The 24,641-nt window shown below is 40.5% G+C and carries 21 protein-coding genes; 10 read left to right on the forward strand and 11 right to left on the reverse strand.

Going from position 1 to position 24,641, the window contains the following annotated elements:
• Positions 1 to 112: 112 nt before the first annotated feature.
• Positions 113 to 817 carry a DUF2490 domain-containing protein gene (locus PP182_RS12115; protein ID WP_272651517.1) on the reverse strand — a complete coding sequence of 235 codons (705 nt, stop codon included), beginning with the start codon at positions 815 to 817 and terminating at the stop codon, positions 113 to 115.
• Between the two features lie 48 nt (positions 818 to 865).
• Positions 866 to 2,809, reverse strand: a complete 1,944-nt coding sequence (locus PP182_RS12120; protein WP_272651518.1) for a S9 family peptidase — start codon at positions 2,807 to 2,809, stop codon at positions 866 to 868.
• Positions 2,810 to 3,100: 291 nt separating this feature from the next.
• Between PP182_RS12120 and PP182_RS12125 the strand changes: the two genes are divergently transcribed.
• Entirely contained in the window at positions 3,101 to 3,634 is a 534-nt protein-coding gene (locus PP182_RS12125) for a hypothetical protein (RefSeq protein ID WP_272651519.1), read from the forward strand.
• A gap of 4 nt (positions 3,635 to 3,638) precedes the next feature.
• On the opposite strand, the gene PP182_RS12130 is transcribed toward PP182_RS12125, so the two are convergent.
• Complete coding sequence (locus PP182_RS12130) at positions 3,639 to 4,229, reverse strand: methyltransferase domain-containing protein (RefSeq protein ID WP_272651520.1); 591 nt, start codon at positions 4,227 to 4,229, stop codon at positions 3,639 to 3,641.
• A 135-nt stretch (positions 4,230 to 4,364) separates the two neighbouring features.
• On the opposite strand from PP182_RS12130, the gene PP182_RS12135 reads away from it, so the two are divergent.
• The 8 genes from PP182_RS12135 (at position 4,365) to PP182_RS12170 (ending at position 12,370) form a co-directional block, all read left to right on the forward strand.
• The gene (locus PP182_RS12135) at positions 4,365 to 7,601 is read left to right on the forward strand and encodes a S41 family peptidase (RefSeq protein ID WP_272651521.1); all 3,237 of its coding nucleotides are present in this window, start codon (positions 4,365 to 4,367) and stop codon (positions 7,599 to 7,601) included.
• Between the two features lie 88 nt (positions 7,602 to 7,689).
• Positions 7,690 to 8,106, forward strand: coding sequence for an arsenic resistance N-acetyltransferase ArsN2 (gene arsN2 / locus PP182_RS12140; RefSeq protein ID WP_272651522.1), 417 nt, complete (start codon positions 7,690 to 7,692; stop codon positions 8,104 to 8,106).
• A gap of 239 nt (positions 8,107 to 8,345) precedes the next feature.
• A complete protein-coding gene (locus tag PP182_RS12145; RefSeq protein WP_272651523.1) occupies positions 8,346 to 9,110 on the forward strand; it encodes a 3'-5' exonuclease in 765 nt (254 codons plus the stop codon).
• 220 nt (positions 9,111 to 9,330) lie between these two features.
• On the forward strand, positions 9,331 to 9,600 hold the full coding sequence (locus tag PP182_RS12150; RefSeq protein ID WP_272651524.1) for a hypothetical protein: 270 nt from the start codon (positions 9,331 to 9,333) through the stop codon (positions 9,598 to 9,600).
• A 183-nt stretch (positions 9,601 to 9,783) separates the two neighbouring features.
• On the forward strand, positions 9,784 to 10,608 hold the full coding sequence (locus tag PP182_RS12155; RefSeq protein ID WP_272651525.1) for a tetratricopeptide repeat protein: 825 nt from the start codon (positions 9,784 to 9,786) through the stop codon (positions 10,606 to 10,608).
• A 122-nt stretch (positions 10,609 to 10,730) separates the two neighbouring features.
• On the forward strand, positions 10,731 to 11,240 hold the full coding sequence (locus PP182_RS12160) for a hypothetical protein (protein WP_272651526.1): 510 nt from the start codon (positions 10,731 to 10,733) through the stop codon (positions 11,238 to 11,240).
• Positions 11,241 to 11,284: 44 nt separating this feature from the next.
• Positions 11,285 to 11,698: a hypothetical protein gene (locus PP182_RS12165; RefSeq protein ID WP_272651527.1), complete on the forward strand. Its 414-nt coding sequence runs from the start codon at positions 11,285 to 11,287 to the stop codon at positions 11,696 to 11,698.
• Between the two features lie 117 nt (positions 11,699 to 11,815).
• The gene (locus PP182_RS12170; protein WP_272651528.1) at positions 11,816 to 12,370 is read left to right on the forward strand and encodes a DUF7010 family protein; all 555 of its coding nucleotides are present in this window, start codon (positions 11,816 to 11,818) and stop codon (positions 12,368 to 12,370) included.
• A 21-nt stretch (positions 12,371 to 12,391) separates the two neighbouring features.
• Here PP182_RS12170 and PP182_RS12175 read toward each other — a convergent pair whose 3' ends face one another.
• From PP182_RS12175 to PP182_RS12200, 6 genes are all read right to left on the reverse strand, one after another.
• Entirely contained in the window at positions 12,392 to 13,054 is a 663-nt protein-coding gene (locus PP182_RS12175; protein WP_272651529.1) for a class I SAM-dependent methyltransferase, read from the reverse strand.
• 55 nt (positions 13,055 to 13,109) lie between these two features.
• A complete protein-coding gene (locus tag PP182_RS12180) occupies positions 13,110 to 14,378 on the reverse strand; it encodes a metal-dependent hydrolase family protein (RefSeq protein ID WP_272651530.1) in 1,269 nt (422 codons plus the stop codon).
• Positions 14,362 to 15,735 carry an amidohydrolase family protein gene (locus tag PP182_RS12185; RefSeq protein ID WP_272651531.1) on the reverse strand — a complete coding sequence of 458 codons (1,374 nt, stop codon included), beginning with the start codon at positions 15,733 to 15,735 and terminating at the stop codon, positions 14,362 to 14,364. The genes PP182_RS12180 and PP182_RS12185 overlap by 17 nt, the downstream gene beginning before the upstream one ends.
• 4 nt (positions 15,736 to 15,739) lie before the next feature.
• Positions 15,740 to 17,149, reverse strand: coding sequence for an amidohydrolase family protein (locus PP182_RS12190; RefSeq protein ID WP_272651532.1), 1,410 nt, complete (start codon positions 17,147 to 17,149; stop codon positions 15,740 to 15,742).
• A gap of 38 nt (positions 17,150 to 17,187) precedes the next feature.
• On the reverse strand, positions 17,188 to 17,955 hold the full coding sequence (locus PP182_RS12195; protein ID WP_272651533.1) for a CDP-alcohol phosphatidyltransferase family protein: 768 nt from the start codon (positions 17,953 to 17,955) through the stop codon (positions 17,188 to 17,190).
• Between the two features lie 139 nt (positions 17,956 to 18,094).
• Entirely contained in the window at positions 18,095 to 18,676 is a 582-nt protein-coding gene (locus tag PP182_RS12200; RefSeq protein WP_272651534.1) for a YdeI/OmpD-associated family protein, read from the reverse strand.
• Positions 18,677 to 18,798: 122 nt separating this feature from the next.
• Here PP182_RS12200 and PP182_RS12205 point away from each other — a divergent pair, with 122 nt between their 5' ends.
• On the forward strand, positions 18,799 to 22,188 hold the full coding sequence (locus PP182_RS12205) for a ThuA domain-containing protein (protein WP_272651535.1): 3,390 nt from the start codon (positions 18,799 to 18,801) through the stop codon (positions 22,186 to 22,188).
• A gap of 79 nt (positions 22,189 to 22,267) precedes the next feature.
• On the opposite strand, the gene PP182_RS12210 is transcribed toward PP182_RS12205, so the two are convergent.
• Positions 22,268 to 22,735 carry a GAF domain-containing protein gene (locus tag PP182_RS12210; RefSeq protein WP_272651536.1) on the reverse strand — a complete coding sequence of 156 codons (468 nt, stop codon included), beginning with the start codon at positions 22,733 to 22,735 and terminating at the stop codon, positions 22,268 to 22,270.
• Positions 22,736 to 22,939: 204 nt separating this feature from the next.
• Positions 22,940 to 24,550 carry a M1 family metallopeptidase gene (locus tag PP182_RS12215; protein WP_272651537.1) on the reverse strand — a complete coding sequence of 537 codons (1,611 nt, stop codon included), beginning with the start codon at positions 24,548 to 24,550 and terminating at the stop codon, positions 22,940 to 22,942.
• Positions 24,551 to 24,641: the final 91 nt, after the last annotated feature.

The raw sequence follows: 24,641 nt of genomic DNA on the forward strand, positions 1-24,641 counted from the left end.
GGTTTTTAAATTAGTGAATGTTAAAATTAAGAAATTCCTAGCGCTATATGAACTCATACGCCAATCATTTTAACAGTATTCCAAATAATAACGGAATACGGCTTAAATCACTCTATTTAAATAGCTTGCGCAAGTCCGGATTATAAAAAACAGCGACTTGAAGTCGGTCATAGTCCACAGTTCTAAAATGATTTTTAAGATACCCGGCTTGAACACTTAGGTTATTGGTAACATTTACACCGACCGCGGCATATAACCGATTTTGATCAAAAGCCTCATTCTGTAGGTTAATGAATATTTCATCATAAAAGTTGAGAAAGAAAACATCGGTCAGGGGAACCGTCATTTGTAACCGGTATCGGGCGCGGTGTTGTGTGCTTTTTGTGTTCAAGTCGCTGTCTGTTATAAATCGCTGCTCTAGTCGGTATCTATGTTCAAATAACAATTCCCAGACCTTATTCTTCAAAATAAATTGCTCAAAAATCCGGTTTTCCGAGATATTGTCGGAAGCTTGTCCGTCCAAATCTATCAAAGCTGCTTCAAAGAAGGTTGGGTCGGTTTTAATATAGGCGAACCCAGCCGTTGCTATGGCATTGGGATTGATATGATAATTCAACCCTGTTCGCAATAACAGTTGATTGAAATTTTTAGCCTGTTCATAATACCGCAGTTGTGCCTCGGAATGGATACTCCACTTTTCTGCAATTTGGTTGGTCCCAAAATACATATGCCAACTTCCCAATTGGTCTTCGCCGTTCTCCTGTGCCTGTGCCGTAATAGAAATTAGGGTAAATACCGCTAAAAGTAATCTCCTCATTGTTTGTAAAGTGCTTTTGATTTTTAAATAGTATGAATAACAGACTTTTTATATATCGCTTTCCATAGGCTCTCCATCTTTAATAGGTGTTCCCTTATCACCCTTTAAATAGACATCCAAAAATTGAAGTACACGACTATAAGCTTCTATTTGGTTTTCCTTTTTTACAAAGCCATGTCCTTCATCCTCAAAAAGGACATACTCTACAGGAACTCCATTTTTCCTGACACCAGCTACTATTTCATCCGACTCAACCTGAAGCACTCTGGGGTCTTTGGAACCTTGTAGTACAATGAGTGGCTTTGTAACCTTATCGGTATGGAACAATGGGGATATTTCCTTTAGCCGTACTGAATCTGCACTATTGGGATTACCTAATTCTAAGTACAACGCCTCCTTGAAGGATTCCCACCATGGCGGAATACTTCTCAAGGTTCTAATCCAATTGGTTACCCCAAAGAGATTTACGCCTACTGCAAACTCCTCTGGCGTGTAAGTCAACGCGGCCATGGTCATGTAACCACCATAGGAACCTCCGATAATACCTATTTTTTCTGCGTCAATTTCCGGTTGGGCGGCCAACCAATTTTTACCTTCCACGCAATCCTTTAAATCCTTGTCGCCATGGTTGAGGTCATCCATTTTGTAAAAGGATTTTCCATAACCGCTACTTCCACGGTTGTTGACAGCCAATACAGCATATCCATGGTTGACCAAATACTGGATAAAGGAACTAAAGTTTTGTCTGGATTGCCCTCCTGGGCCTCCATGTACCCAAACTAGGGCGGGGACTTTGCTATTTGCCGATGCCTGTTTCGGTTTATAGTAAATGGCTGGTATTTCTAATCCGTCAAAGGATTTGTACCGAATGACTTCCGCCGTAACCAAATCTTCTTGGGCTATTTCTGGATTTAGGACATTTGTTAATTGTTTGGTTTCCTTGGTTTCCAAATTATAGACATAGAGATTGCTGGGGGTTTGTGAACCTCCTGCGTAAAAACGCATCCATTTTTCATCATCCGAAAAACCAACATTGGTAATGGCCATGTTTGGGAAGGAGGGAAGCGCTATATTCTCCCCGGTTTCGGTTTCCTTCACCTCAATGGTGTTCTTTGCATCTTCGTTGATGTAGGTAACCTGATAGGTGCCATTTTCCGTAAAATAGCTTCCCATAATATCCCAATCGCGCTCCATTACCTTGGTTCGTTCTTCGGTTGAAATATCGTATTTCATCAAATAGGAAAACTCGTTACCCAAATCAGTTGTATAGTAAAGTGCACTGTTATCCGGTGCAAAATCTTGACTGCTATTCGCACTCTGCTCGGTATTGATTTGGGTTTGGGTTTTGGTCTGCAAATCATATAAAAACAGATCCGAATCGTTTGTGTTTATAGATTTTGAGAGCGAAAGGTACTTTTCGTTATCACTTAAATCGCCAATATCATATCCTTCATCATTTTGATAGATCAATTTTGGACTATAGTTAAGAAAATCCATCTGGTACAAGTCCATAAATCGAGAATCCCGTTTGTTCGAAGTAAAAAAGAAACTTTTCTTATCCTCCGCCCAAGAATGGAAACCCGCTCTGGCCCCTTCGGTAGGAGTAAGGTCAGTAAAGCTACCATTAAGGTTTCTTATGTAAATATGATAGATTTCGTCGCCGTTACCATCCATTCTAAAAAGCATACGCTCATCCCTGGGGAAATAAGAAATGGCAAATACCGAAGAACTGTCGGATTGGGTTACGGGCATCATTTCCCCACCATCGGTTGGTATCGTGTACATATTATAAATTCCCGAACGGTTACTGGATATTAATAATTTGGAATTGTCCGAAGAAAAACTTCCGCCACCAATGGACTCGTTATCCATCATTTGCTCAATGGTATAGGACTTTATTTGTTTTGCCATGGAGCTTTCGTCAGGTTTTTTGTTTTCTTCCTTACAGCTCCAAATAAGGGCAACGGCAATAATCAACATTAATTTTTTCATAGGATCGATTTTTCTTGTTTTGAATGAATGGTTACGGTATTACAACATTTTAACGTTGTGAACATGATTTAAAAGGAATAAAATCAAGGCCGTTTTTTTGGCATCTGTTTAGGTTTTGGATTGGTTGCCTAAATATACTAGAATTGCCTACGCGTATTTCTTAAAAGGGTGTTAATGAAATAGAAGGACATAAAAATTGCACAATCGGGATTCTGATGAATTATGTAACAAGTTCCTCCAATATGCGACTGATGGTAGCATCAATCAATCAATCAATCAAAAGGAATTATTATGAAAGCTAGGTTAAACTTTACAAAACGCATACTGATAACCTCAGCGATGACTTTGGCAATTTGGGGGCAGGTGATTTGGGATTATTTACATGGTGGAATACCCACGCACTATCTACTGCATAACCCTAATCTGCCCGGTATCCCCAATTGGGTAGGCGCACTTGTATTTCCCTTTTTCGTTTATTTTTTATTATATAGAATTCAAAAACGAATAGATAAAAACAATAGTGAAGAGCCTTTGCAAAAGGTACTTTGGCGATTTTTGGGAGGCTTACTTTTTGCTGTGGCCATATCCGTATGCTTTGTCAACGGACTTGAATATACTGATTATATCCTGGCCCTTGTTTTCTTGCTCGCCTTTATTTATCCGTTATATAAATCAGAATATTATTTGGGGTGGGTATTGGGTGCGGCCTTTACTTTTGGCGCTTTTATTCCTATAGTGTTCGGAGGCATTTTCTGTTTGCTTCTCTTTTTAATAAATAGATTCGTTGGTTTTATCAAAAGCGTATTAAAACCAAAATCGATTTAGGAGTTTATTGCTTTTGAAATATTCCAAAAAGTTCGTTTCCTTGACGTTCTGGAATAGAATTGTAACAAGTCTCGAAGGTTATGGTATTAAAATAGGGCTTTAGATAGCCTAAATAAAGTTCTTTATTTCCACCAAAGGGTCGTTTTTCCATATTGCCGGTCAGCGGAAAATTAAACCAAACACCGGCCAAAATACCTTTGGGTTTCAGCAAATGATGCATTTGTCTGGCATAGTTACTTCTATTTTCATCGGTAGGAATGAAGGAGCAAAAGAAGGTCTGTTCCAGTATTAAATCATATTGTCCTTGGTGTGTAAAGAAATCTTTGTTTAAAAGCTGTGTTTCTGGGAAATTAGGATTGCGAGCTTTGAATGTTTTTAAGGGAACCTCTGAAATATCGAGGACGTGGACATTCTTAAAACCTTCCTTATAGAGATATTCGGCCTCATAGGCATTACCTGCTCCAGGTATTAGGATGTCGATTTCCTTATCGGTCAATTGATCCACAAATTTCTTGATAGGGGTGGAAGCATAGCCTATGTTCCATCCCATAGTGTCTTCTTGGTAACGTTGCGTCCAATAGGTTTTTTCGTCCATAAAACATTTTGTAATACTAAAATAGGTACATTTTAGAAAGCTAAGAAGGGTTCATAACCATATATACAAATTCTTTGCGGCCTTATTTGCATTTTACCTATCTTCCCCAGATTAAAAACCAAGCACAAACCAAGAATGAAATACTATATTCAACTCCTCTCCATTTCCCTCTTTTTCACTATTCAATTACATGCTCAAGATAGCCCAAAGTGGCTTAGATACCCTTCCATATCACCCGATGGTAACACTATCGCGTTTACTTACAAAGGAGACGTTTATAGGGTTCCAAAAGATGGGGGTGTTGCCCAACAATTGACCTTTCATAAGGCTCATGATTATCAAGTTGTCTGGAGTAAGGATGGGGACTCCTTGGCTTTTGCCTCGAACAGATTTGGGAATTTTGATATTTACGTCATGAATGCCAAGGGTGGCGAGGCTACCCGATTGACTTTTCATAGTAACGATGAAACTCCATATTCATTCTCCGCTGATGATAAAAACGTGCTCTTTGGGGCGGCCAGGCAGGATGATGTAAAACACCGTCAATATCCTATGGGAAGGCAACCGGAACTGTATAGTGTACCCGTTACGGCAGGTGGAATTTCACAGGTGCTAACGGTGCCAGCGGAGGATGTGCAGGTTAATAAAAAAGGTACCCAAATGGTCTATCATGATAAAAAGGGATATGAAGATACGTTTAGAAAACACCATACCTCGGCCATAACTCGTGATATTTGGAAATATGATTTACCAAGTGGCGAACATACAATGCTCACAAATTTTAAAGGGGAGGACCGTAATCCAGTGTATGGTGCCGATGAAAAATCGATTTATTACTTAAGTGAGGAGAGTGGCTCCTTTAATGTCTACAAATTAAATTTGGACAACCCTTCTGAAAAACAACAGATAACCAGCTTAAAGACCCATCCCGTTCGCTTTCTCAGTATAGGTAACGGTATCATGGCTTTTAGCTACGATGGCGAGCTATATACCCTTGTCGAAGGTGGTGAACCTCAAAAAGTGGATATCTTGATAAGAACGCAGTCCGGGACCAACTCCGTGGAATATGTTTCCATAAATGGGGGAGTAAGGGAAATGGATCTCGCACCGAACGGAAAGGAAATCGCTTTTGTAAGTCGCGGAGAGGTTTTTTCCACTTCTGTAGATGGTACAATGACCAAAAGACTAACGAATACTCCGGAACAGGAACGCTTTATTAAATTTACAGCGGATGGGACCGGAATTGCCTATGCGAGTGAGCGAGACGGAAAATGGTCCATTTTTAAGACGGTTAAGGAGCGTAAGGAAGAGCCCTACTTTTTTGCATCCACCTTGGTACGGGAAGATACCTTGGTGACCGATAGTACGGATGTATATTTGCCGGAATTTTCACCAGATGGTAATTTAATTGCTTATATAGAAGGGCGTAGAACCTTGAAAATCAAAAATTTAAAAACTCAGGAAACGGTAACACTTTTAACTCCCAAAGATTTATATCATTTCTCCGATGGCGATAAATACTATCAATGGAGTCCCGACAGCAAATGGTTATTGGTCGATTGGGGTGTTACCTTGAGCAATAGCGAAATCCTTTTGATTTCAGCAGATGGAAAGACCCGGAAAAATCTTACCGAAAGTGGCTATTACGACATGCAACCCAAATGGATTGGCGATGGCAATCAAATCATCTGGTTCTCCAACCGACATGGACTAAAGAGCTATGCTACCAGTGGTCGGTCCGAATTTGATGTCTATTCTATGTTCCTTACCCAAGACGCATGGGATAAATTCAACCTTTCCAAGGAGGAGTATGATTTGATGAAGTTGATTGAAGAAGGCGATAAAAAAGACGAGGATGATAAGGAGGACGACAAAAAGAAAAAGAAGAAAGAGAAGGATAAAAAGGAGGAAGTCGTAAAACCTTTGAAGTTCGATTTAGACGGAACCGAAGATCGCAAAACCCGACTCACCATTCATTCGTCCAAACTACAAGATGCCGTATTATCCAAAGACGGTGAAAAATTATATTATTTGACCCGTTTTGAGGAAGACCTAGACCTCTGGGAAACCGAAATTCGGACCAAAGAAACCAAAAAATTGGTGACTTTGGGCGCCAAAAGCGGAAGCCTACAATGGGACAGAAAGCAGGAAAATCTGTACTTATTGGCCGATGGGAGCATTGCCAAAATAGATGTAAAGGCAGGAAAAAAGGAGCCCGTAAAGCTAAAATCGGAAATTGTATTGGATGCCGATGCCGAACGCCAATATATGTTCGATCATATTTGGTTACGTACCAATGGTATTTTCTATCACTCCAATTTTCATGGAATCGATTGGAAGTCCATGCGTACGGAATATGAAAAATACCTGCCCTATATCGGTAATTCCTATGAATTTTCCGAGATGATTTCGGAGTTATTGGGTGAACTGAATGTATCGCATGCAGGTGGTCGCTACAGCGACAATATCGATAACGGGGACGAAACTGCTTCCTTGGGTATTTTTATGGATTATGAACATACCGGAAACGGTATTAAGATTGCTGAGGTAATTAAAGGCGGACCCTTGGATAAGGCCGACTTTAAGTTGAGCCCAGGAATGATTATTGAAAAAATAAATGGGGAAACCATTTTGCCGACAAGAGATGTGGCTAGCTACCTAAATCGTAAGAAGGACGAATTTATGTTGTTGGATATCGTGGGTGAAAACAGTGGTCGTAAGCAAATTACGGTTAAGCCTATTTCCTTAGACGAGGAAGACGGTTTATTATACGATCGCTGGGTAGAGACCAACGAAAAGGAAGTGAAGGAGAAGAGCAACGGCACCTTGGGCTATGTCCATATTCCGGGAATGAGCGATGGACCTTACCGATCTATCTATGAGGAAATGATGGGCAAGTTTTTTGATAAAAAGGGTGTGATTGTGGATACCCGTTTTAACGGCGGTGGCGATTTGGTGGCAGATTTGGCCATGTTCTTTACCGGAGTGCCCTTTTTGTCCTACGAGACCGAAGACCGGGTCGTAGGGGGCGAACCTACCTCTAGATGGACCAAGCCAACCTTGGCCATGTATAACGAATCGATGTACAGTGACGGTTCTTGTTTTGCGAGCGGCTATAGTGAGCTAAAGATTGGAACTACTGTGGGTATGCCGGTTCCCGGTACCTGTAGCTTTGCCGGTTGGGAGCGTTTGCCCAATGGCGGGGTTTGGGGCGTAGTGCCCGTAAGCGCCAAGAACAAGGCTGGGGAGTGGATGGAGAACAATGAGACCGACCCGGATATCTTGGTCAAGAACCAACCTGAGGTCATTTCTAAAGGGCGTGACCAACAGTTGGAAAAATCTATAGAAGTATTGATGAACGAGGTAAAATAGGAAATAGCGCTTATCCATTTTTTTACTAATTTTCTACACGGCTAACAACTGCGCTCCATTGGAGAATTTTCAGTATTAAAGGCTACGTATGAATCGGAAAACGGACCTTCAAAAGATACAAGATTTGTTAAAAAGGAATAATCTTCCTTACGAGGATTTACAATCTTCCAAAGTGGAATTCATTACTAAGGAAGCGCAGGACCAATTAATTGGTTGCATAGGTATTGAACAATATGATGCTGACGGACTGCTACGCTCCTTGGCGGTGGCCGATAGCTATAAAGGGAAGGGAATAGGGAAGGAGTTGTTGTCCGAACTTTGTTCCGCATGCAAAAAAAACGGAATACAATATCTACATTTATTAACCACTACGGCCGATCGCTATTTTGAGCACTACGGTTTTACCGTGGCGGAAAAGTCTAACGCTCCCACGACCATTTTAAAAACGAAGGAATTCTCCGAAATCTGCCCCTCGAGTTCCGTGTATATGACTCTGGATATTTAATTTTTGAAAGGTCATTTCCAATCCGCTCATTGACTATCTAAACAGCGATGTATGAGCGGTCTTCTGTACCTTTGGTCACTTAGCGGAGTCGAAGTGAGCCAAAGAGGTCAAAGCCACATATTTCCCCTTTCTCTTGCCGAAACCAATTATTTGTAGGATTTTTAGGGTACTCCCCCTAAAATAGAAATATGTGAATTTGTATACATATATAATTATTAGCCATAATATAAAACTATAGAATGGACTTTTTAATAATCATAATTGCGATTGTCTTTATTATAGTCGGATTTAGCAGAATGAAAAAGTCGAATAAAAACACTTCGACAGCTAATTCTGAAAAAAAACAAGTTGTAACAAAAACAATTAAGAAAGAAGTTGCTTTACAACCTGTAAAGAACAAAAGTACATTCAAACCAACTGCATTAATCCTTGACACAGAAACGACTGGATTGATAAATGACAATTCGATTAGAGTCACAAAACAAAATGTTATTGACCATTCAGACAACTTCCCAAGAATTGTTCAACTCGCTTTTATGTTAGTTGATATAAATGGAAATTACGATGGAGAAACTTTTTATATAAAACAGAAAGAGAGAATTCCAAAACTAGCAATTAAAATACACGGAATTACTAACGAAAAATGTGAAACAGAAGGTGTGGAATTAGAAAAAGCTCTTTTAGCTTTGACCGTTGCCTCATCAAAAGTGGATGATATTGTTGGACACAATATTGCGTTTGACTACAAAGTATTGCACGCTGAATTTGTAAAAGCAGGTATTCCATTTTTATTAAAGAAAAAAAATAAAGTTGACACAATGAAATTGACAGGAAAACAACTTGGACACAAATATGGATTTAAAATTTCACTATATAATTCAGCAGATAAACTATTTGGAAATAAAAAGGAATGGCAAGCACTTAAACCGAATTTGAAAGAACATAATGCGGAAAGTGATATTATAGTGACTGCGCTGATTTATAATATGCTGAATGGAAAATAAAAAACTATGGCTAACACCGTAAGAAATTAATTGCTAGTATATGCTACTTCTGATCCCTATTGCTTATGGACTCTTGGATTTACAGTTTGGAGTTTTTTCATTCTCAGGATAGAACCAATTACCTAACCATGACTCGGATTTCACAATGAAAAAACACTTGATTCCCCTCTTTGTAATAGGTTTTATTTTTTGCAATCTTAACTGCAACACCAAAGAGAAAATGAACACGCCCAAACCTCAATACCTCAGGTGGGTAGGGGATAGTGTACATAACGATTCTTTGGATGCGCCCGGTTTTAATGCCTGCAATGGGGAGGAACAGGTCTTGCAGTATTTTAATTTAGGTGAAGGTCCTGTCTACGTGGGTGAGAAGTCTGCCTTGGTTCATCGGTTTACTTCAGATTATCGAGCACCCGGAGGACAACCTTCAAAACGGTATGGTCCGGATTCGGTTTTTGGTCAATTGCAACGGCAAAGCTGGGCGTTTTAGAATTATACAGTCGGACGAAAACTATAAACCCTTTGAATTTGATACATCCATAAGGGACCAACTGCTCAACATTACTAAATCCATTGAAAACTGGAAAATTCAATACCGGGAGGAAACTTCAGTGGATTATTACATGTATTTGATCTTTAAAATACGGAACGGACAGATAACCGAAATTTTACCATGAAGAAGCTCTTACCTTATCTTACAGTACTTTTCTTGAGCCTGCAACTATGGGGCCAACCCAATTGCGAAGCCTTTAAGTATAATGGTGACCTTGTCAAATACGAGGCCTGTAAAAAGGCCATGGAAATTAGGGGGCACTACCAGTTCAGCAAGGAATACCAATCTATTTTGGATGAGGCCATTGCTATAGATCCTACATTCGATTATCCCTACTGGGCCAAATCCATCGCATATTTAAAAAGTGGGGATTTCCTCACTTGGAAAACGCTGATCGACAAGGCCGTGGAACTCAACCCCAAAGAACGCTTGGGTTATAGAGGGTGGTGCCGATATCAGTTTTTCAGGGATTACCAAGGCGCCATCGGCGACATTGAAAGACTGGACAGTATGGTGGATTATGATATTGGTCAGTCACAAAATGGAACCTATCACCTGAACATCGCAAAAGCCCTTTGTTATAAGGCTTTGGGACAAATGGAAAAGGCCATTAAAATTATGGAAGACCAAATTGCCAAGAACGAGGCGGAGGACTTTGTAGGGCCCAATGACTATGTGCATTTGGGTGTAATGTATTCGCAAACCGCGCAATGGGAAAAGGCCTTGAGGATTTTTGAGAAACAGGCCCAGGTAAATGACCTTGCGGAGAACCATTATTATTCAGCTTTAACACTGAGAGAATTAGGAAAGGCAGAACCCTCCTTAGACCGACTGAAAACAGCAAAGGAATTGTATTTGGCCGGTAGACGAATGTCCGACCCCTATTCCAATCCTATGGACAAGATTTATTTCGAAGATATAGAAACTGCCATAAATAGCTTTTAGATAGTAAGGATGTTATTTGGGTTAACTCTCCTGTTAAAACTAGGCATACTACAGAATTATAGCCGTTTACTGGTTCAATTTTAGTATTTTAGAAAGGCTCATCAATATAAAATGGTTTCTGAATGAAACGAATCTTTCATATCGTAATACTATTTTCTGGCCTATGGAGCACAGCCAATGCGCAAGACACCAAATCCTGTGCCTGTTGTACTGAAAACCACCAGGCCTTTGATTATTGGTTAGGTGATTGGGAGGTGTATAATACCAATGGCGATGTTTTGGGAACCAATAAGATTCTGAAAATGCAAGCGGGTTGTGTGTTACTGGAGAATTGGGTCGGTGCTTCAGGCAGTACAGGTACCAGCTATAACTTTTTTGATGGTGTAGAAAATTCATGGAACCAAATATGGGTGAGTAATACTGGAGGCGTACTACGACTTAAAGGGAACCCGAACGAAGATGGAGCCATGGTCATGACCAGTGGAATGGTCAAAAATCCTGATGGGGATTACTATAACCAGATTACATGGACGCCAAATGAGGATGGTACGGTCACACAGCTTTGGGTGATATTAAACCAAAAAAAGGAAGTAATCAATACCTTGTTTCGGGGAATTTACGAAAAGAAATAGGTTATGTATATTTAGAGGTATCTTATATAAATGAGGGAACACCTATGAAAATTAAATTCAAGAAGAAAAGACTTTATATACATTTGGTTTTGGGACTTATATGGATAGGACTTGCCATTTTGAGGATTTGGGAAGAAGGTAATGCTGGATGGATGGACTACGGATTTCTCTTGGTGGGAACGCTCTACTTGGGACATTTTTTATATGATTCTTATCATCAATATATAGTCATTAAAAATGAAATTGTACGCAAAAACATGTTGTATGGCTTTGAGACTAAAATGGTACTTGACGAGATAACGTCAGTCCAGAACACATCTGGATATTATATTTTGAAAACCAAAACCAAAACCAAATCCTTAAAAATTGATCTAGCCCTAGTTGAGGTAGAATCATTGATTAGGTTGAAAAGTTTTTTAGAAAATTTAAAATTACAGCAGGACCATGGAAATTGTTGATTCCAACTCGTAATCTAAAAAAATATAAAGTATACCAGTAAAACAACTACCAATATTAAATCGAGAACTATTACTCTTAGTTTTTGAATATATTCGTGCAGAACAATTTTCACACCCATGAAAAGAACCTTAGAAGTACAACGCATTGAATTTTCAAATGGAAAATTTATGGCAACGCCCTTGTCCGGTCTCATAGTTTGGACACTCATTGGCCTATGCGGTATATTTTTTTCACCCATGGTTGCAGTTTGGTCCATATTCATCGGAACGGGAAGTATTGTTTATTTAGGACTGTTCCTTTCAAAATTTACGGGGGAGCATTTTATGGATAAGAGCAAGCCCAAAAATGAATTTGACGGGCTCTTTATGTTTACCGTGGCTCAGGCGGTACTGGTATATTCCATAGCCATTCCTTTTTTCCTTCTGGATTATACTTCGTTGCCCTTGAGCGTGGGTATCTTAACCGGGTTAATGTGGTTACCTTTTTCCTGGATCGTTAAACATTGGGTAGGTATTTTTCATACAATGACAAGGACTGCAGTGGTCTTATTTTTATGGTATTTACTACCAGAGTATAGATTTGTGGCGATACCCTTTGCCATCGTTTTTATCTATCTGGCCACGTTATTCATTTTAAACCAAAGAGGTAAAGCGGACATTAAAGGGGTTTAGAAATTCATAGTCATGATTACCTTAAAACATAGTGTACAGTACGCTAACGATAATACCTGTACCATTCTTTTCAGGTAATCGCAATAATTGGTTTTCTTCGATTATTTTTAGATTGAAAGGTGGTACTAACAGGTCGATTCCACTTTGTTTTTTAAGACGGATTCCCTGTCCGGAAATAATATCTGCATTGGGTACGAAACTTTCAGCGGGTAAGTGCTCGGTAAGAATTACGTATTTATAGTTATTCAATTTTGGCAGAACTTGTTTTATTTCGTCATTGGATAAATGCTGAAACACTTGCCTAATCATAGCACAATCTGCTGATGGGAGCCTACCCTTGGCGATATCCAAAGATTGGAAGCTAACGTTTCCATTTGCAAAGGTTTTTTGGTTGTGTTCAATGAGATCTGCTACAATATCGACACCAATATAATTCTTTGCAAGTGGTGCCAATTTTCTTCCTACATTGAAATCACCACAACCCAAATCACACACCGTTAATGGGGTATCAAAGCTTGTCAAAAATCTCCCAACAGTTTGAATATAAGGAACTAGAATCTCAGGATCATGAGAGCCAATTCCAGAATAAAATTCATCTTTATCACCGCCCCATAAATTTTTATCATAAATCTGCTCCATAGCAGCTTTGGTCGGCCAAGGACTTTTAGGTTTACGGTCGGACATTCTTTAAGGTGATAATTTCAAAGTAAATAGTCAATTTTATTCAACCAACAATAAATTAATTGCCCTTATAAATTACGCCATCCTTCATCACAAAAGGCGTTTGTCTCATAGCTTCGATATTTTTAAAAGGATTGCCCTTAACGGCAATGATATCGGCTAAAAAGCCTTTTTTTAATTGCCCCAATTGATTCAAATGGAATATTGCGGCATTTCCACTGGTCGCAGAAACCAAAACATCTTGCGGCTTCATCCCATACTCGACCATCAACTCCATCTCCCGATAGTTTTCTCCATGGGTAAAGACACCCACATCCCCACCAAAAACAATTTGTACTCCCGATTCAAGCGCTAGCTTAAATGATTTTTTCTTTTGCGTAATACGTTCCGGTTCAGGGTCCTTCCCTTTGTCCCACCCTCGATATCGGGTAATTGCATCCCCGGCAGCCAGGGTAGGGCAAAGGCCAATGCCTTTTTCTTTCATCAGTTTAAATATTTCCAAGGTTCCTCCGTCTCCATGCTCAATGGTTTCTACGCCACCCAGAATGGCTCTTTTCATACCTTCTGGGGTACCGGCGTGCGCTACCACATATTTTCCCGCACTTTCGGCGGTTTCCACCATGGCATCGATTTCTTCCTGTAAAAAGGTAGGCTGGGAATCCGCTCCGGGCGTCCAGCGATAGTCGGCATATATTTTTATCAGGTCGGCTCCGTTGCCCATTTGCGTTCTTACGGTTTTTATTGCTTCTTCTTTTCCGCTAATGGGCTCCGCTCCCAAGGTAACAGTGACACCATCATGAAAACCTTTTGGGCCGTATGCCCCTGTGGCCACAATGGCGGGACCTGCTACCAATAATCTTGGGCCTACAATGATTGCGTCCTCAATGGTCTTTTTTAAATAGACATCGGTATATCCGGCACCTTCCGCGCCCAAATCGCGCATGGTCGTGATACCGGCCATCAGGGAGTTTTTTGCATGTACGGAACCCCGTATGGCACGCTCAACCGGCGATTCCTTGAGCACTTGGTCGTTCCAATCCGTTTCATTATACGGATGTAATAAAAGATGTGAATGCCCCTCTATAATGCCGGGCATTAGCGTTGTACCGGCCAAATCGATTTCTTGTGTTCCCTTGGGTTTTTTGAGACCGCTCAATGCACCAGTAAAGGTTATGGTAGTACCTTCCACCAATACCACCCAATTTTCATGGATATCGGTTCCGTCAAAAACACGGTCGGGTTTCAAAAGGGTCTGTGCATAACTTTGGGTAAGGAAGAAAAGCAATAGTAAGGTCCAAATTCTTATAGATTTAATTGTTCGCTGCATGTTGTGCAATTTCATTTAGTTTTTCCTCAATCATTTCCTTGGACAAGTACTGTCCTTTGACGATAACACCTTCGTTATGCTGCAAGGTGGATAGCTTTTCCAATGGATTTTCATTTAGTAATATTAAATCAGCGGACAAACCCTCCTTGACTTCACCATATTCATCCCTGGCATCAAAAAATGTAGCCGGATTGATGGTCCCTGCCTGAATAATTTCCAAAGGAGTCATTCCGGCACCTCGCATTCCTGCAATTTCATGCTGAATGGAAAAGCCCGGTACGTTAAACAATTGAGGGGCATCAGAACCTAGCAAGATTCCCTGTCCGTTTTCCTGTAATTTTTTGATGAATTTTTTACGGATGGCGTCAAACTGCTGCCATTGTGCTTCCGTAAAATTTTTGTCCTCCATGTAGCTATTCTTGGTATTCCGCCAATTGTCCAAGGTGGTTTTGGGCATGTATTTCATTTCGGGCTGACTGAGTAATTCATCTGCCGAAATTGGGGCGAACCATCTTTCAAAAAGGCTTTGGGTAGGTACGATCCAAACCGCATTCTCTTTGGAGAGTGCTACAAGTTCATCAATTTTGGTGGTATCGGCCAAAGGTGTAAATGCATATCCAAAGAATCCATTATCGCTAGGATTTACATTCGCTGATTCTGGAACGAGTCCCTCCAAAAATCCGTCCACATGATCAATGGAGGCGTATTTGCTTTCCAAGGCATGGCGAATCCCTACATCGACCGGAACATGCCCTGCAAATGGAAGACCTACGCTGTTGGCGGTCTCCACCACTTGGTCAAACACCTCCCGTTGTATTCCCGGATGTATCTTTAAAAAATTGTAACCGTCTTTTTGATATTGCGTTACCTTTTCAATGGCTTCCTCTTTTGAGGTTACGGAGTTTCCATTTAAAGAAGGACTTGAAGTATAAATTCTGGGACTCAATAAGTTTCCGTTAGCTGCCTTTTCCCTTAATTCCAAGTGTAACGGATTTCCAAGCATTCCTCGAATAGTTGTTACGCCGTTGGACAGGTACAAAAACAAGGTTTCGTTGATACGCTCCTCACCGACTTCAGGAGGCGGGATATGAGCGTGCATTTCTGCAAGACCTGGCATGAGATATTTCCCAGACCCATTGATCACTGTTTTAAAAAGTGAGGTGTCCACAGTTTTTTTGGAGATGGAACGTATCCGACCTGAATCGATAACCACGTAGCTATTTTTCAATACCGAACCGTCCGTGACATTGATAATGGAAATATCGGAAATTAGGATATCTTTTTTGGTCTGGATTTGATTTCCAACATTACAGGCAACCAAAAAAATCAAAAACACAAAGTATCGTATTGTTTTCATACCATTAATTGGTTATTATTTGTTCCAAGGATTCTTTGGTGAATTTTTCACCGTGTTTAAGCACCATAAAAATATTCCGGGTGTTCTTGATATTTTTGAGGGGGTTGTTATCCAAAATCACAATATCGGCCACTTTGCCGGATTCTAAAGTTCCGTAGTCCGACGTTTGTTTTAGGAATTTGGCTCCATTATAGGCCGAAGCCTTTAAGGCATCCAATGGAGATATTCCTGTATCTACCATAGCCTCCATTTCCTTATGGAGTGATATTCCAGGGTAGATATAGCTGTTAAAAGCACCACTGTCCGAACCTGCCAATAAGGAAACCTCATTCTGGTTTAAGGTCAATGCCAATTTTTTGAAAAAGGTGTCCAATACCTTTCGATCTTGTATGGCTTTTTCAGAAGCATTTTTGGCCCGGTTGATTCGCCCTTCATAGGTTTTTACAATTCCGGGCGACATATATCTTAAATACGCATCCTCGCTATGGTCCACCTCGTCCATATAACTCAGGGTGTTCCCGATATGCAAGGTAGGTACCACAAACACATTTTTTTGTTTTAGGTGTTCAAACGTTTGCTTGGCCACAGAATCATCATAAGTGGATTGCAGTATCGGCATGGCATCCCAAAAACCTATCTTGTTGTCTTGAAGTTGTTCGGTAACTACGTCCTCCTGTGAGGAACAACCTTTCATGATGTAGTAGAGATGTTCTACGGCATCGACTCCTGCATCTATGGTGGATTCCAACGTAGCGGTAAAGGGCATATGTCCCGAGGTAATCAACCCTCTTTTTTCCACAGCGCGAATGGTATTGAGATAGTTTTCCTCGGAAATCTTACTGTCATAGATTTTGACAAAATCGGTTGGGATGGCTTCGAGAGAATCTAATGCCTCTTCTATATCTGCCTCGTTTTCTACTTCCAAAGAACCCGCCCAAGTTCCACCGGGGCCATCTATTTTGGGTCCGGAGGTAAAAATGGTGGGTCCAACCATATCATCGTTTTCAATAGCCTTTTTCCATTGCATGACAGCTGTGGTCAAATCGCCACCGGCATCACGCACCGTGGTGATTCCATTGGCAATGAAGAGTCCTAAAAAACGTTTGTTGGCTTCAATTAGGGAGTCGCCCCCGCGAAAATGCACGTGGTTGTCCCAAAATCCGGGTAAAATGAATTTTCCGGTGGCATCTACCACATTTTTTGCGGTGGAGTTTTCATCGGCCTTATCATAGGATACTTTGGCAATTTGACCATCGGAAATATAGATATCGCCAACAACGACGGAGCCATCTTCAAGGTTTATGATATTTCCCCCTTTTAAAAGGGTATCATAGAAAACCTTTTTTTCTGCTTCACAGCTTATCAGCACCAAAAACAACATTCCGATACCTAGTAAGGAAAAACTGTATCTCATCAGCTAAAAAATAAATTGAATACGGAAGGTAAAAAGAATTAGCGATTCAGTAATCGCCTAATCAGGATAAATATAAATATCATAATGGAATAGCCTATGAAAAAGGGAATGATATACTGCTGCCAGCCCCATGTAAACATAAGACCAATGAGTAATAGTTGAAAACCCAATCCAAATGAGGAAACCCCAGTCATAAACCATTTTGGAAATAGTTTGCCTTTGGCCGCATTTTTATCCAACCTGTAGATAATGGAATCAAAAGTACCATAGCACAGGAAATATATTCTAAACATGGAGTTTACCATTTTCTGGCTTTCCCCTTTAAGTGCATTGGGGCTTTTATTTTCAAAAATACGACTCGTGGTATCTCCATTATGCCTATTACGTAAAATGACATAGTAGTAATTGTAGAGGGTACCCTGCAATTGCAGGCAAATAAATGATATTACCGTAAGCAGTAAGGAACCATCTGTGATGTACCAGATAGCCAAGAACAGGATTAGGTTTAAGATAATATCGGATATCGAATCTAAATACCTTCCCGTATGTGAAGGTGTGTTTTTAGCCCTTGCCAATTCTCCATCGGCTGCATCTAAAATTGATTTTAAAATCAAAAACAGCAACGCCAATCCGTAGTATTCATTGAGTAGGAGCACTATTGCCGTTATACCACTTAAGACAAAGGCAAAGGTAATATGGATAGGGGTGATAGAGGTTGTTTTTATTACTTGAACCAGTTGAAAGGCGACTGATCTTCCGTAATCCGATAAATCTAAAAAACGATGTTCTTCAGGTAATTTGGACATTTTATTAATAGTATCTGATTGAAATGTCAATAACGGGAACACGCTAGCTCGTCATATCAAACAAACACGGTGTAAAAATAGGGCTTTATACAGTTTAATCGATATCATTCATGTGCTTTTATGAGAAAAGAAGATGATGTTACCTTCCACCTCCGTTTCTATATTTAATGTTTTCACTGCAATGTTGTATTATTTCGCTGACGCGCTTTTGCCTCGTTTCTTCACGCTTTGCCTGATTCAACCAATAGAGATAACTTTTTTGTTGCCCTCTGGTGAAGTTCTGGAAGTTTTTGAAAGCCTTTTTGTTACTATTGAATGCGGACTGTAGGTCTTCTGGAATCTTTCCGGCTTCTACGTCGTCCAAAGCCATCCATGAACCATTTTTCTTGGCAATTCGGATTGCTTCGAGTCCGGCCTTGTGCATAAGACCCTCCGCTTTTAGAACCTTGATATATTCCTTATTCACTTTACTCCATACACTTTTTGGCTTTCTAGGGCAGAAATATTGTCTTCGTTTACCATCGCCCAAACTTTTTACCGTGCTATCGATCCAACCATAACACAAGGCAACCTTTACCGCTTCTTCCCACCGCATACTATCATTCTCATGTGCAACCTTGAAAAATATCAAATGAATGCCCTCATGCTTGGAATGGTTGATATGTAACCATTCCCTAAATTCCGTGTCATTTTTAAAATATAGTTCAGGTATTTTTAGCATATAGTCTTTTTTCAATGTTAAAATATACGTAAAATACAATTTTAGCCTATAAACAATTGGTTCATAAGCTTGCGAAACCTATTTTTGAGGTTTAGTAAACCAACAAACAACAAAATTTACGTATGAAAAAAGTTTTTAATGCGCTGCTCTTGGGCTTTGCGCTTGTTATTGTCTCATGTGGTGGCAATAAACGTGAAGGAGAACCTAAGGTCTTGGTATTCTCCAAAACCATGGGTTTTAAACACGCATCCATTCCCGCAGGAATTGCCGCATTGCAAAAGATGGGACAAGAAAACGGTTTTGCCGTTGATACGACCAAAAATGCGGAAATGTTTACTGACGACAACTTAAAGCAATACTCTGCTGTGGTTTTCTTGAGTACCACGGGTAACGTTCTAGATCAATTTCAGGAAGCTGCATTTGAGCGCTACATCCAAGCAGGTGGAGGTTATGTGGGAATACATGCCGCCGCCGATACGGAATATGACTGGGGTTGGTATAACGACCTCGCAGGAGCCCAGTTCTTGAGTCACCCCAGGGGAACCCCCAACGCAGATTTCATCATCAAGGACAAAAACTTTATCGCTACCGAGTTTTTTACGGATACCGTTTGGAACAGAGACGATGAATTATACAATTATAAGAATATCAATGATGATATTAATGTGCTGATAACATTGGACGAATCGAGTTATGAAGGTGGCCAAAATGGCGATTATCATCCCATTGCATGGTACCATGATTTTGATGGGGGTCGTTCTTTTTATACGGGTGCCGGACATACAGATGAGAGCTTTTCCGAAGATTTATTTCTAAAGCATGTTTTGGGCGGAATCAAATATGCCATTGGAGAGAATGAACTTTTGGATTATTCCAAAGTGACATCACAAATACCTCCTGACACAGATCGTTTTTCAAAAGTAATCTTATCAGAAGGTCAATTTTTTGAACCTACAGAAATGGCCGTTTTACCCAATAATGATGTGTTGATTGCACAAAGAAGGGGTGAAATCGTACTTTTTAATGATGAAACCCAAGAATTAAAGGAAGTTGCCAAATTGGATGTCTATTGGAAAACTCTGGAAACTCCAGGTGTTAATGCAGAGGAAGGTGTTATGGGTTTACAGAAAGACCCCGATTACGCCAATAACAACTGGATTTATGTTTATTATGCCCCTACTGGGGATAAATGGATAAATCGTCTGTCCCGTTTCAAGTATGCCGATGGTAATTTTGACTTGGATTCCGAGCAAACAATACTTGAAATTGATACACAAAGGGAAATTTGTTGTCACACTGGAGGTTCAATTGCTTTTGGTCCAGATGATCTTTTGTACTTATCTACGGGAGACAATTCTACACCATTTAATGAGCGTGGTGTAAAGTATGTAAACAATGGCTTTGCTCCATTGAACGATATCCCGGGACATGAACAATTTGATGCACGCAGAAGTTCTGGAAATACGAACGATTTACGGGGTAAAATTCTTAGGATAAAGGTGAACGAGGATGGTAGTTATGACATTCCGGAAGGAAATCTTTTCCCTGTTGGAATGGAGAAAACAAGACCGGAAATCTATACTATGGGACATAGAAACCCATATAGGATTTCCGTGGATGTTAAGAGAGGCTATTTATATTGGGGAGATGTAGGACCCGATGCTAGAGCAGATAGCTTGGAAACCAGAGGACCAAGAGGATATGATGAAATGAACCAGGCGCGTAAGCCCGGTAACTTTGGTTGGCCTCTGTTTATTGGTGATAACTATGCGTATAGGGAATATAATTATGAAACTGGAGAATCCGGGGAAGCATTTGACCCAGAAAAACCGATGAATACCTCAAGGAACAATACAGGGTTAACGGAATTGCCACCGGCAATGCCAGCCTATGTTTTTTATCCCTATGATGAATCTAGTAGGTTTCCTCAGACTACAACAGGTGGTAGAAATGCTATGGCCGGGCCAACCTATTATTCTGATTTATATCCTGGTGGGGAAAAAATGCCCGATTACTACGATGGTAAGGTTATTATTTACGATTGGATGCGTGGATGGATGTTCGCTGTGCATTTAGACAAAGATGGAAGTTTCTATAAAATGGAGCCTTTTGCTCCAGAGGTTAAATTGAACAACCTTATAGATATGGAGATGGGCCCGGATGGAAGGGTATATCTTTTGGAGTATGGAAGTGGATGGTTCTCCCAAAATGCCAACTCCGGTTTGTCTTACATCAAATACAATGGAGGAAACAGACCTCCTGTTATCGACAATATGATTGTTGAAACCACCTCTGGTAAAACACCTTTGGCCGTAAGTGCTTCAGTGGAAGCCAGTGACAGAGAAGGTGATACCATGTCCTATGTGTGGGATTTTGGTAATGGTGAGACCAAGGAAACCACGGAACCAAATGTGAACTATACCTATGCCGATGCCGGAGCTTACAACCTTAATGTAACCGTTAAGGATGATAAAGGCGAGACCATATCAAGTGAAAGCACCAATATCGTTGCCGGAAATTCACGTCCTGAGGTTACTATAAACGTTAAGGGTGGTATGCCTGCATTTTATCTTCCAGGTCAGAAAATAGATTATGAGGTAAGTGTGACCGACCCGGATGGAGGAACGGTAGATGATGGTAATGTTTTTGTCAGTGTAGATTACTTGGAAGGAATGGACAAGGTGGCCATGAATTTAGGACATCAACAGGTTTCTGCAGCGGTTACAGGTAAAGCCCTAACGCAGTCCATGGATTGTAAGACCTGTCATAAGGAAGCAGAAGCTTCTATAGGTCCAAACTACATGGATGTTTCCAAAAAGTACAAGGATAGAAGGGATGCCATGAGTTATCTGCAAACAAGGATAAAAACCGGTGGAAACGGTGTTTGGGGAGAGGTAACCATGCCCGCACACCCGAAAATCACCGGTGATGAAACCAGACAGATTGCTTTGTATATTCTTTCCCTAGCAGGAGACCAGGAGGAGGAAAAGTCACTTCCTTTAAACGGCACTATCACGGCAGAAGCCTCGGCTCCTGGTAATATGTTGGTTTTAACGGCAAGTTATACGGATGAAGGAGCAGAAGGGACTATCCCATTGACAGGTTCCAAGTCCGTTGCTATACCGAGTAGTTCCATTCAATTGACAGAAGCCTTGAAAACCAATAATATGCAGGCCGTATCTTTTGGGGGTAGGGATTTATTGTTGCTGAATTCAGGTATGGGATGGTTTGAACTTGCTGATACTACATTAAAAGGAGTCAATTCGTTGACTTTGGAAATGGGGTGGCAAAGTGCTCCTAACCTGAGCTTCACATTCGAGATACATGAAAATACGCCTGATGGACCTAAAGTTGGAGAAGCTACAATGCCTGCCCAATCTGGTGGTCAAGGTACCCAGGTAAGTATTCCGGTTTCAGGAGTATCGGGTGATGGACCTTACTATGTTACCTATAAGGCCGAAGAAGGTAAAGAACGTACTATGGTAGCTTTAACCGGAGCCATGTTCAAGTAATAGACAATAGGACGTAAAATTAAAGCCCGCTTTAAGCGGGCTTTTTTATTCAATTTTTTAAAGAATAGAAGCTAGGCCTTTAACTAATTTTCTGACAGATTGCATCCCCAATTTGCATTAAGGACAAAATTTCCTCTTCGGTAAAATCATACGGTACAGGTTTCGCTATGCCGATGGTACCAAATAATTTCCCATTGTGTGTCAATGGTGCAGCAAGCGACCCTTCTACTTTGGTTTCCTTGGCGGCCGGTCTTGCCACTCCGGATTCATCGGTTTGGAGGTTACACATTTCTACAGGTTTCATACGTTCAGCTGCTATCCCTGCCATGCCTTTTCCGATTGGAATTGCCGATACCTTGGGGATAAGAAAATCAGGGATTCCTTTTTGGGCCTTCAGCTCTAAAATGGATGTGTCCGGTTTTAGAAAATGAAGGGTACCCGTTGAGCAATTAAAGTAATTTATAGTTTCTTCTAGTAACGTTTGCCAGTTTATTGTATCCTGATTAAGACGCGTAGCAATACTTTTTGGAATTTTATTTGTGGACATGTTATGTTGTTTAATTTGGATAAGGGTGTTGTCGCATTTGTTGCTTCAATGAAGAGCAATTTATCAAAATTTTGTAGAAACGGAATATGATAAATATCATCCTCCTATTCTTTTACCTTTCTGGAGGTCATTTTGAGGCATAAAAAAAACAGGAGTCAACCTTAAATCATATACAAATATTATACTATTACTTCGAAATAGAATTTATTTGGATTTCACTTCAACATAAAAATTAGGATCCACCTGAACCGACGTACCCTTTTTAATAGCGAGCTGATGCCAATTGGATGATGGGGTTATCCACTTAGGTTCCTTGTCCAGCAAAATCCTCAAGGGCATTTTAAAATCATCTACTACTTTTTGATATCGGTATTTAAAAATCCCATCCTGTATTTCATATTCAAAAATCGGGATGTCCGCAGTCCTTAAATATTGGTCAAAAAAAGTTCCGAAATCACCTTTGACTTGATTATCCAAATAATTTTCTATTTGCTTGGATGTTACGGTTTCATGATAAAATTCTTCATTTACACCGCGCAAGGTGGCCCTCCATTGTTCATCATCGTCCATAATTTGCCTGAAGGTATGCAAGATATTCGCCCCTTTGTTGTACATATCTCCAGAGCCTGATTTATTTACATCGTAAGGTCCAATTAATGGTCTGTCATTTCTAATGTTCTTTCGGATGCCTAAAAGGTACTCGGCCGCCGCTTCCTTACCATAGTAATATTCGATAAAAAGGCTTTCTGAGTACATGGTGAATCCTTCATGTACCCACATATCGGCAATATCCTTGTAGGTGATGTTATTGGCGAACCATTCATGTCCGGCCTCATGGATGATGATATAATCGAACTTTAACCCCCAGCCTGTGCCTGATAAATCCCGACCTAAGTAGCCATTTCCATATTGGTTTCCGTAGGTGACGGAGCTTTGGTGCTCCATACCCAAATACGGTACTTCCACCAGTTTAAAAGAGTCCTCGTAAAAAGGGTAGGGCCCAAACCAGTGCTCAAAGGCTTCCATCATCTTGGGAGCTTGCTTAAACTGTTCCTTGGCTTTTTCCAGATTATCCCTCAAAACATAATAGTCCATGTCCAACATGCCTTTTTCCCCTTCATAGTCCTCTCCAAAATGCACGTAATCGCCAATATTTACATTGACACCATAGTTGTTTATGGGATTGGACACGAACCAGTGATAGGTATTTGTATCCTTGTCCACTTTGCGTAGTCTCCCATTGGATACGCCCGTGAGGCCCTTGGGTACCTTTACACTCATAAGCATGCTGTCCACTTCATCGTACATGTGGTCCTTATTGGGCCACCATACACTGGCTCCTAATCCCTGACAAGAGGTGCCCACAAAGTGATTCCCATTTTCGTCCTTTTTCCAGGAAAAACCACCATCCCAGGGAGCGCGTACCGCTTCTTTGGGATGCCCCGAATAATGCACGACGATTTCATTATAATCACCTTCTTTTTGAGTTTTTTCTAGTTTTACAAAATGGGCATTGCCATTGGTCTCGAATTCCAGTTTCTTACCGTCCTGGGTAACCTTTTCTATAGACAGTGGCGGTTGAAGGTCCACTTGCAATACCTGATTTGCATCTAAAACCTTGTAGCGAATAGTATTGGTGCCGGAAATGAATTTATCATCTGGTTGAACCTCAATATCCAAATGATAGTAATTGAGGTCCCACCAGGCACGTTCTGGAGTAATACTTCCTCTAAGGGTATCCTGCTGCGTGAATTCTTGAGCATTGGAAAATTGAAAAAATAAAAGGGAGGCAAATAGAACAAGGAACTTATTCATAACCAATAAAATTATTTTAATCTTTTTCTGAAAAATTTAATCAAAAGAACAGCTAGAAATACAATCAGGACCAATAAAAAAGTCTGCCAAA

The sequence above is a fragment of the Maribacter sp. PR1 genome, from assembly GCF_028464145.1.
In the GTDB taxonomy this organism is placed as follows: Bacteria; Bacteroidota; Bacteroidia; order Flavobacteriales; family Flavobacteriaceae; genus Maribacter.

Coding starts and splice junctions, on each gene's coding strand:
- PP182_RS12130 (WP_272651520.1), bottom strand. CDS start 4,229: ATGGACGAAAAAACCTATTGGACGCAACGTTACCAAGAAGACACTATG.
- PP182_RS12175 (WP_272651529.1), bottom strand. CDS start 13,054: ATGTCCGACCGTAAACCTAAAAGTCCTTGGCCGACCAAAGCTGCTATG.
- PP182_RS12185 (WP_272651531.1), bottom strand. CDS start 15,735: ATGAAAACAATACGATACTTTGTGTTTTTGATTTTTTTGGTTGCCTGT.
- PP182_RS12195 (WP_272651533.1), bottom strand. CDS start 17,955: ATGTCCAAATTACCTGAAGAACATCGTTTTTTAGATTTATCGGATTAC.
- PP182_RS12180 (WP_272651530.1), bottom strand. CDS start 14,378: ATGCAGCGAACAATTAAATCTATAAGAATTTGGACCTTACTATTGCTT.
- PP182_RS12145 (WP_272651523.1), top strand. CDS start 8,346: ATGGACTTTTTAATAATCATAATTGCGATTGTCTTTATTATAGTCGGA.
- PP182_RS12135 (WP_272651521.1), top strand. CDS start 4,365: ATGAAATACTATATTCAACTCCTCTCCATTTCCCTCTTTTTCACTATT.
- PP182_RS12160 (WP_272651526.1), top strand. CDS start 10,731: ATGAAACGAATCTTTCATATCGTAATACTATTTTCTGGCCTATGGAGC.
- PP182_RS12165 (WP_272651527.1), top strand. CDS start 11,285: ATGAAAATTAAATTCAAGAAGAAAAGACTTTATATACATTTGGTTTTG.
- PP182_RS12205 (WP_272651535.1), top strand. CDS start 18,799: ATGAAAAAAGTTTTTAATGCGCTGCTCTTGGGCTTTGCGCTTGTTATT.
- PP182_RS12210 (WP_272651536.1), bottom strand. CDS start 22,735: ATGTCCACAAATAAAATTCCAAAAAGTATTGCTACGCGTCTTAATCAG.
- PP182_RS12170 (WP_272651528.1), top strand. CDS start 11,816: ATGAAAAGAACCTTAGAAGTACAACGCATTGAATTTTCAAATGGAAAA.
- PP182_RS12125 (WP_272651519.1), top strand. CDS start 3,101: ATGAAAGCTAGGTTAAACTTTACAAAACGCATACTGATAACCTCAGCG.
- PP182_RS12155 (WP_272651525.1), top strand. CDS start 9,784: ATGAAGAAGCTCTTACCTTATCTTACAGTACTTTTCTTGAGCCTGCAA.
- arsN2 (WP_272651522.1), top strand. CDS start 7,690: ATGAATCGGAAAACGGACCTTCAAAAGATACAAGATTTGTTAAAAAGG.
- PP182_RS12115 (WP_272651517.1), bottom strand. CDS start 817: ATGAGGAGATTACTTTTAGCGGTATTTACCCTAATTTCTATTACGGCA.
- PP182_RS12190 (WP_272651532.1), bottom strand. CDS start 17,149: ATGAGATACAGTTTTTCCTTACTAGGTATCGGAATGTTGTTTTTGGTG.
- PP182_RS12120 (WP_272651518.1), bottom strand. CDS start 2,809: ATGAAAAAATTAATGTTGATTATTGCCGTTGCCCTTATTTGGAGCTGT.
- PP182_RS12200 (WP_272651534.1), bottom strand. CDS start 18,676: ATGCTAAAAATACCTGAACTATATTTTAAAAATGACACGGAATTTAGG.
- PP182_RS12215 (WP_272651537.1), bottom strand. CDS start 24,550: ATGAATAAGTTCCTTGTTCTATTTGCCTCCCTTTTATTTTTTCAATTT.
- PP182_RS12150 (WP_272651524.1), top strand. CDS start 9,331: ATGAACACGCCCAAACCTCAATACCTCAGGTGGGTAGGGGATAGTGTA.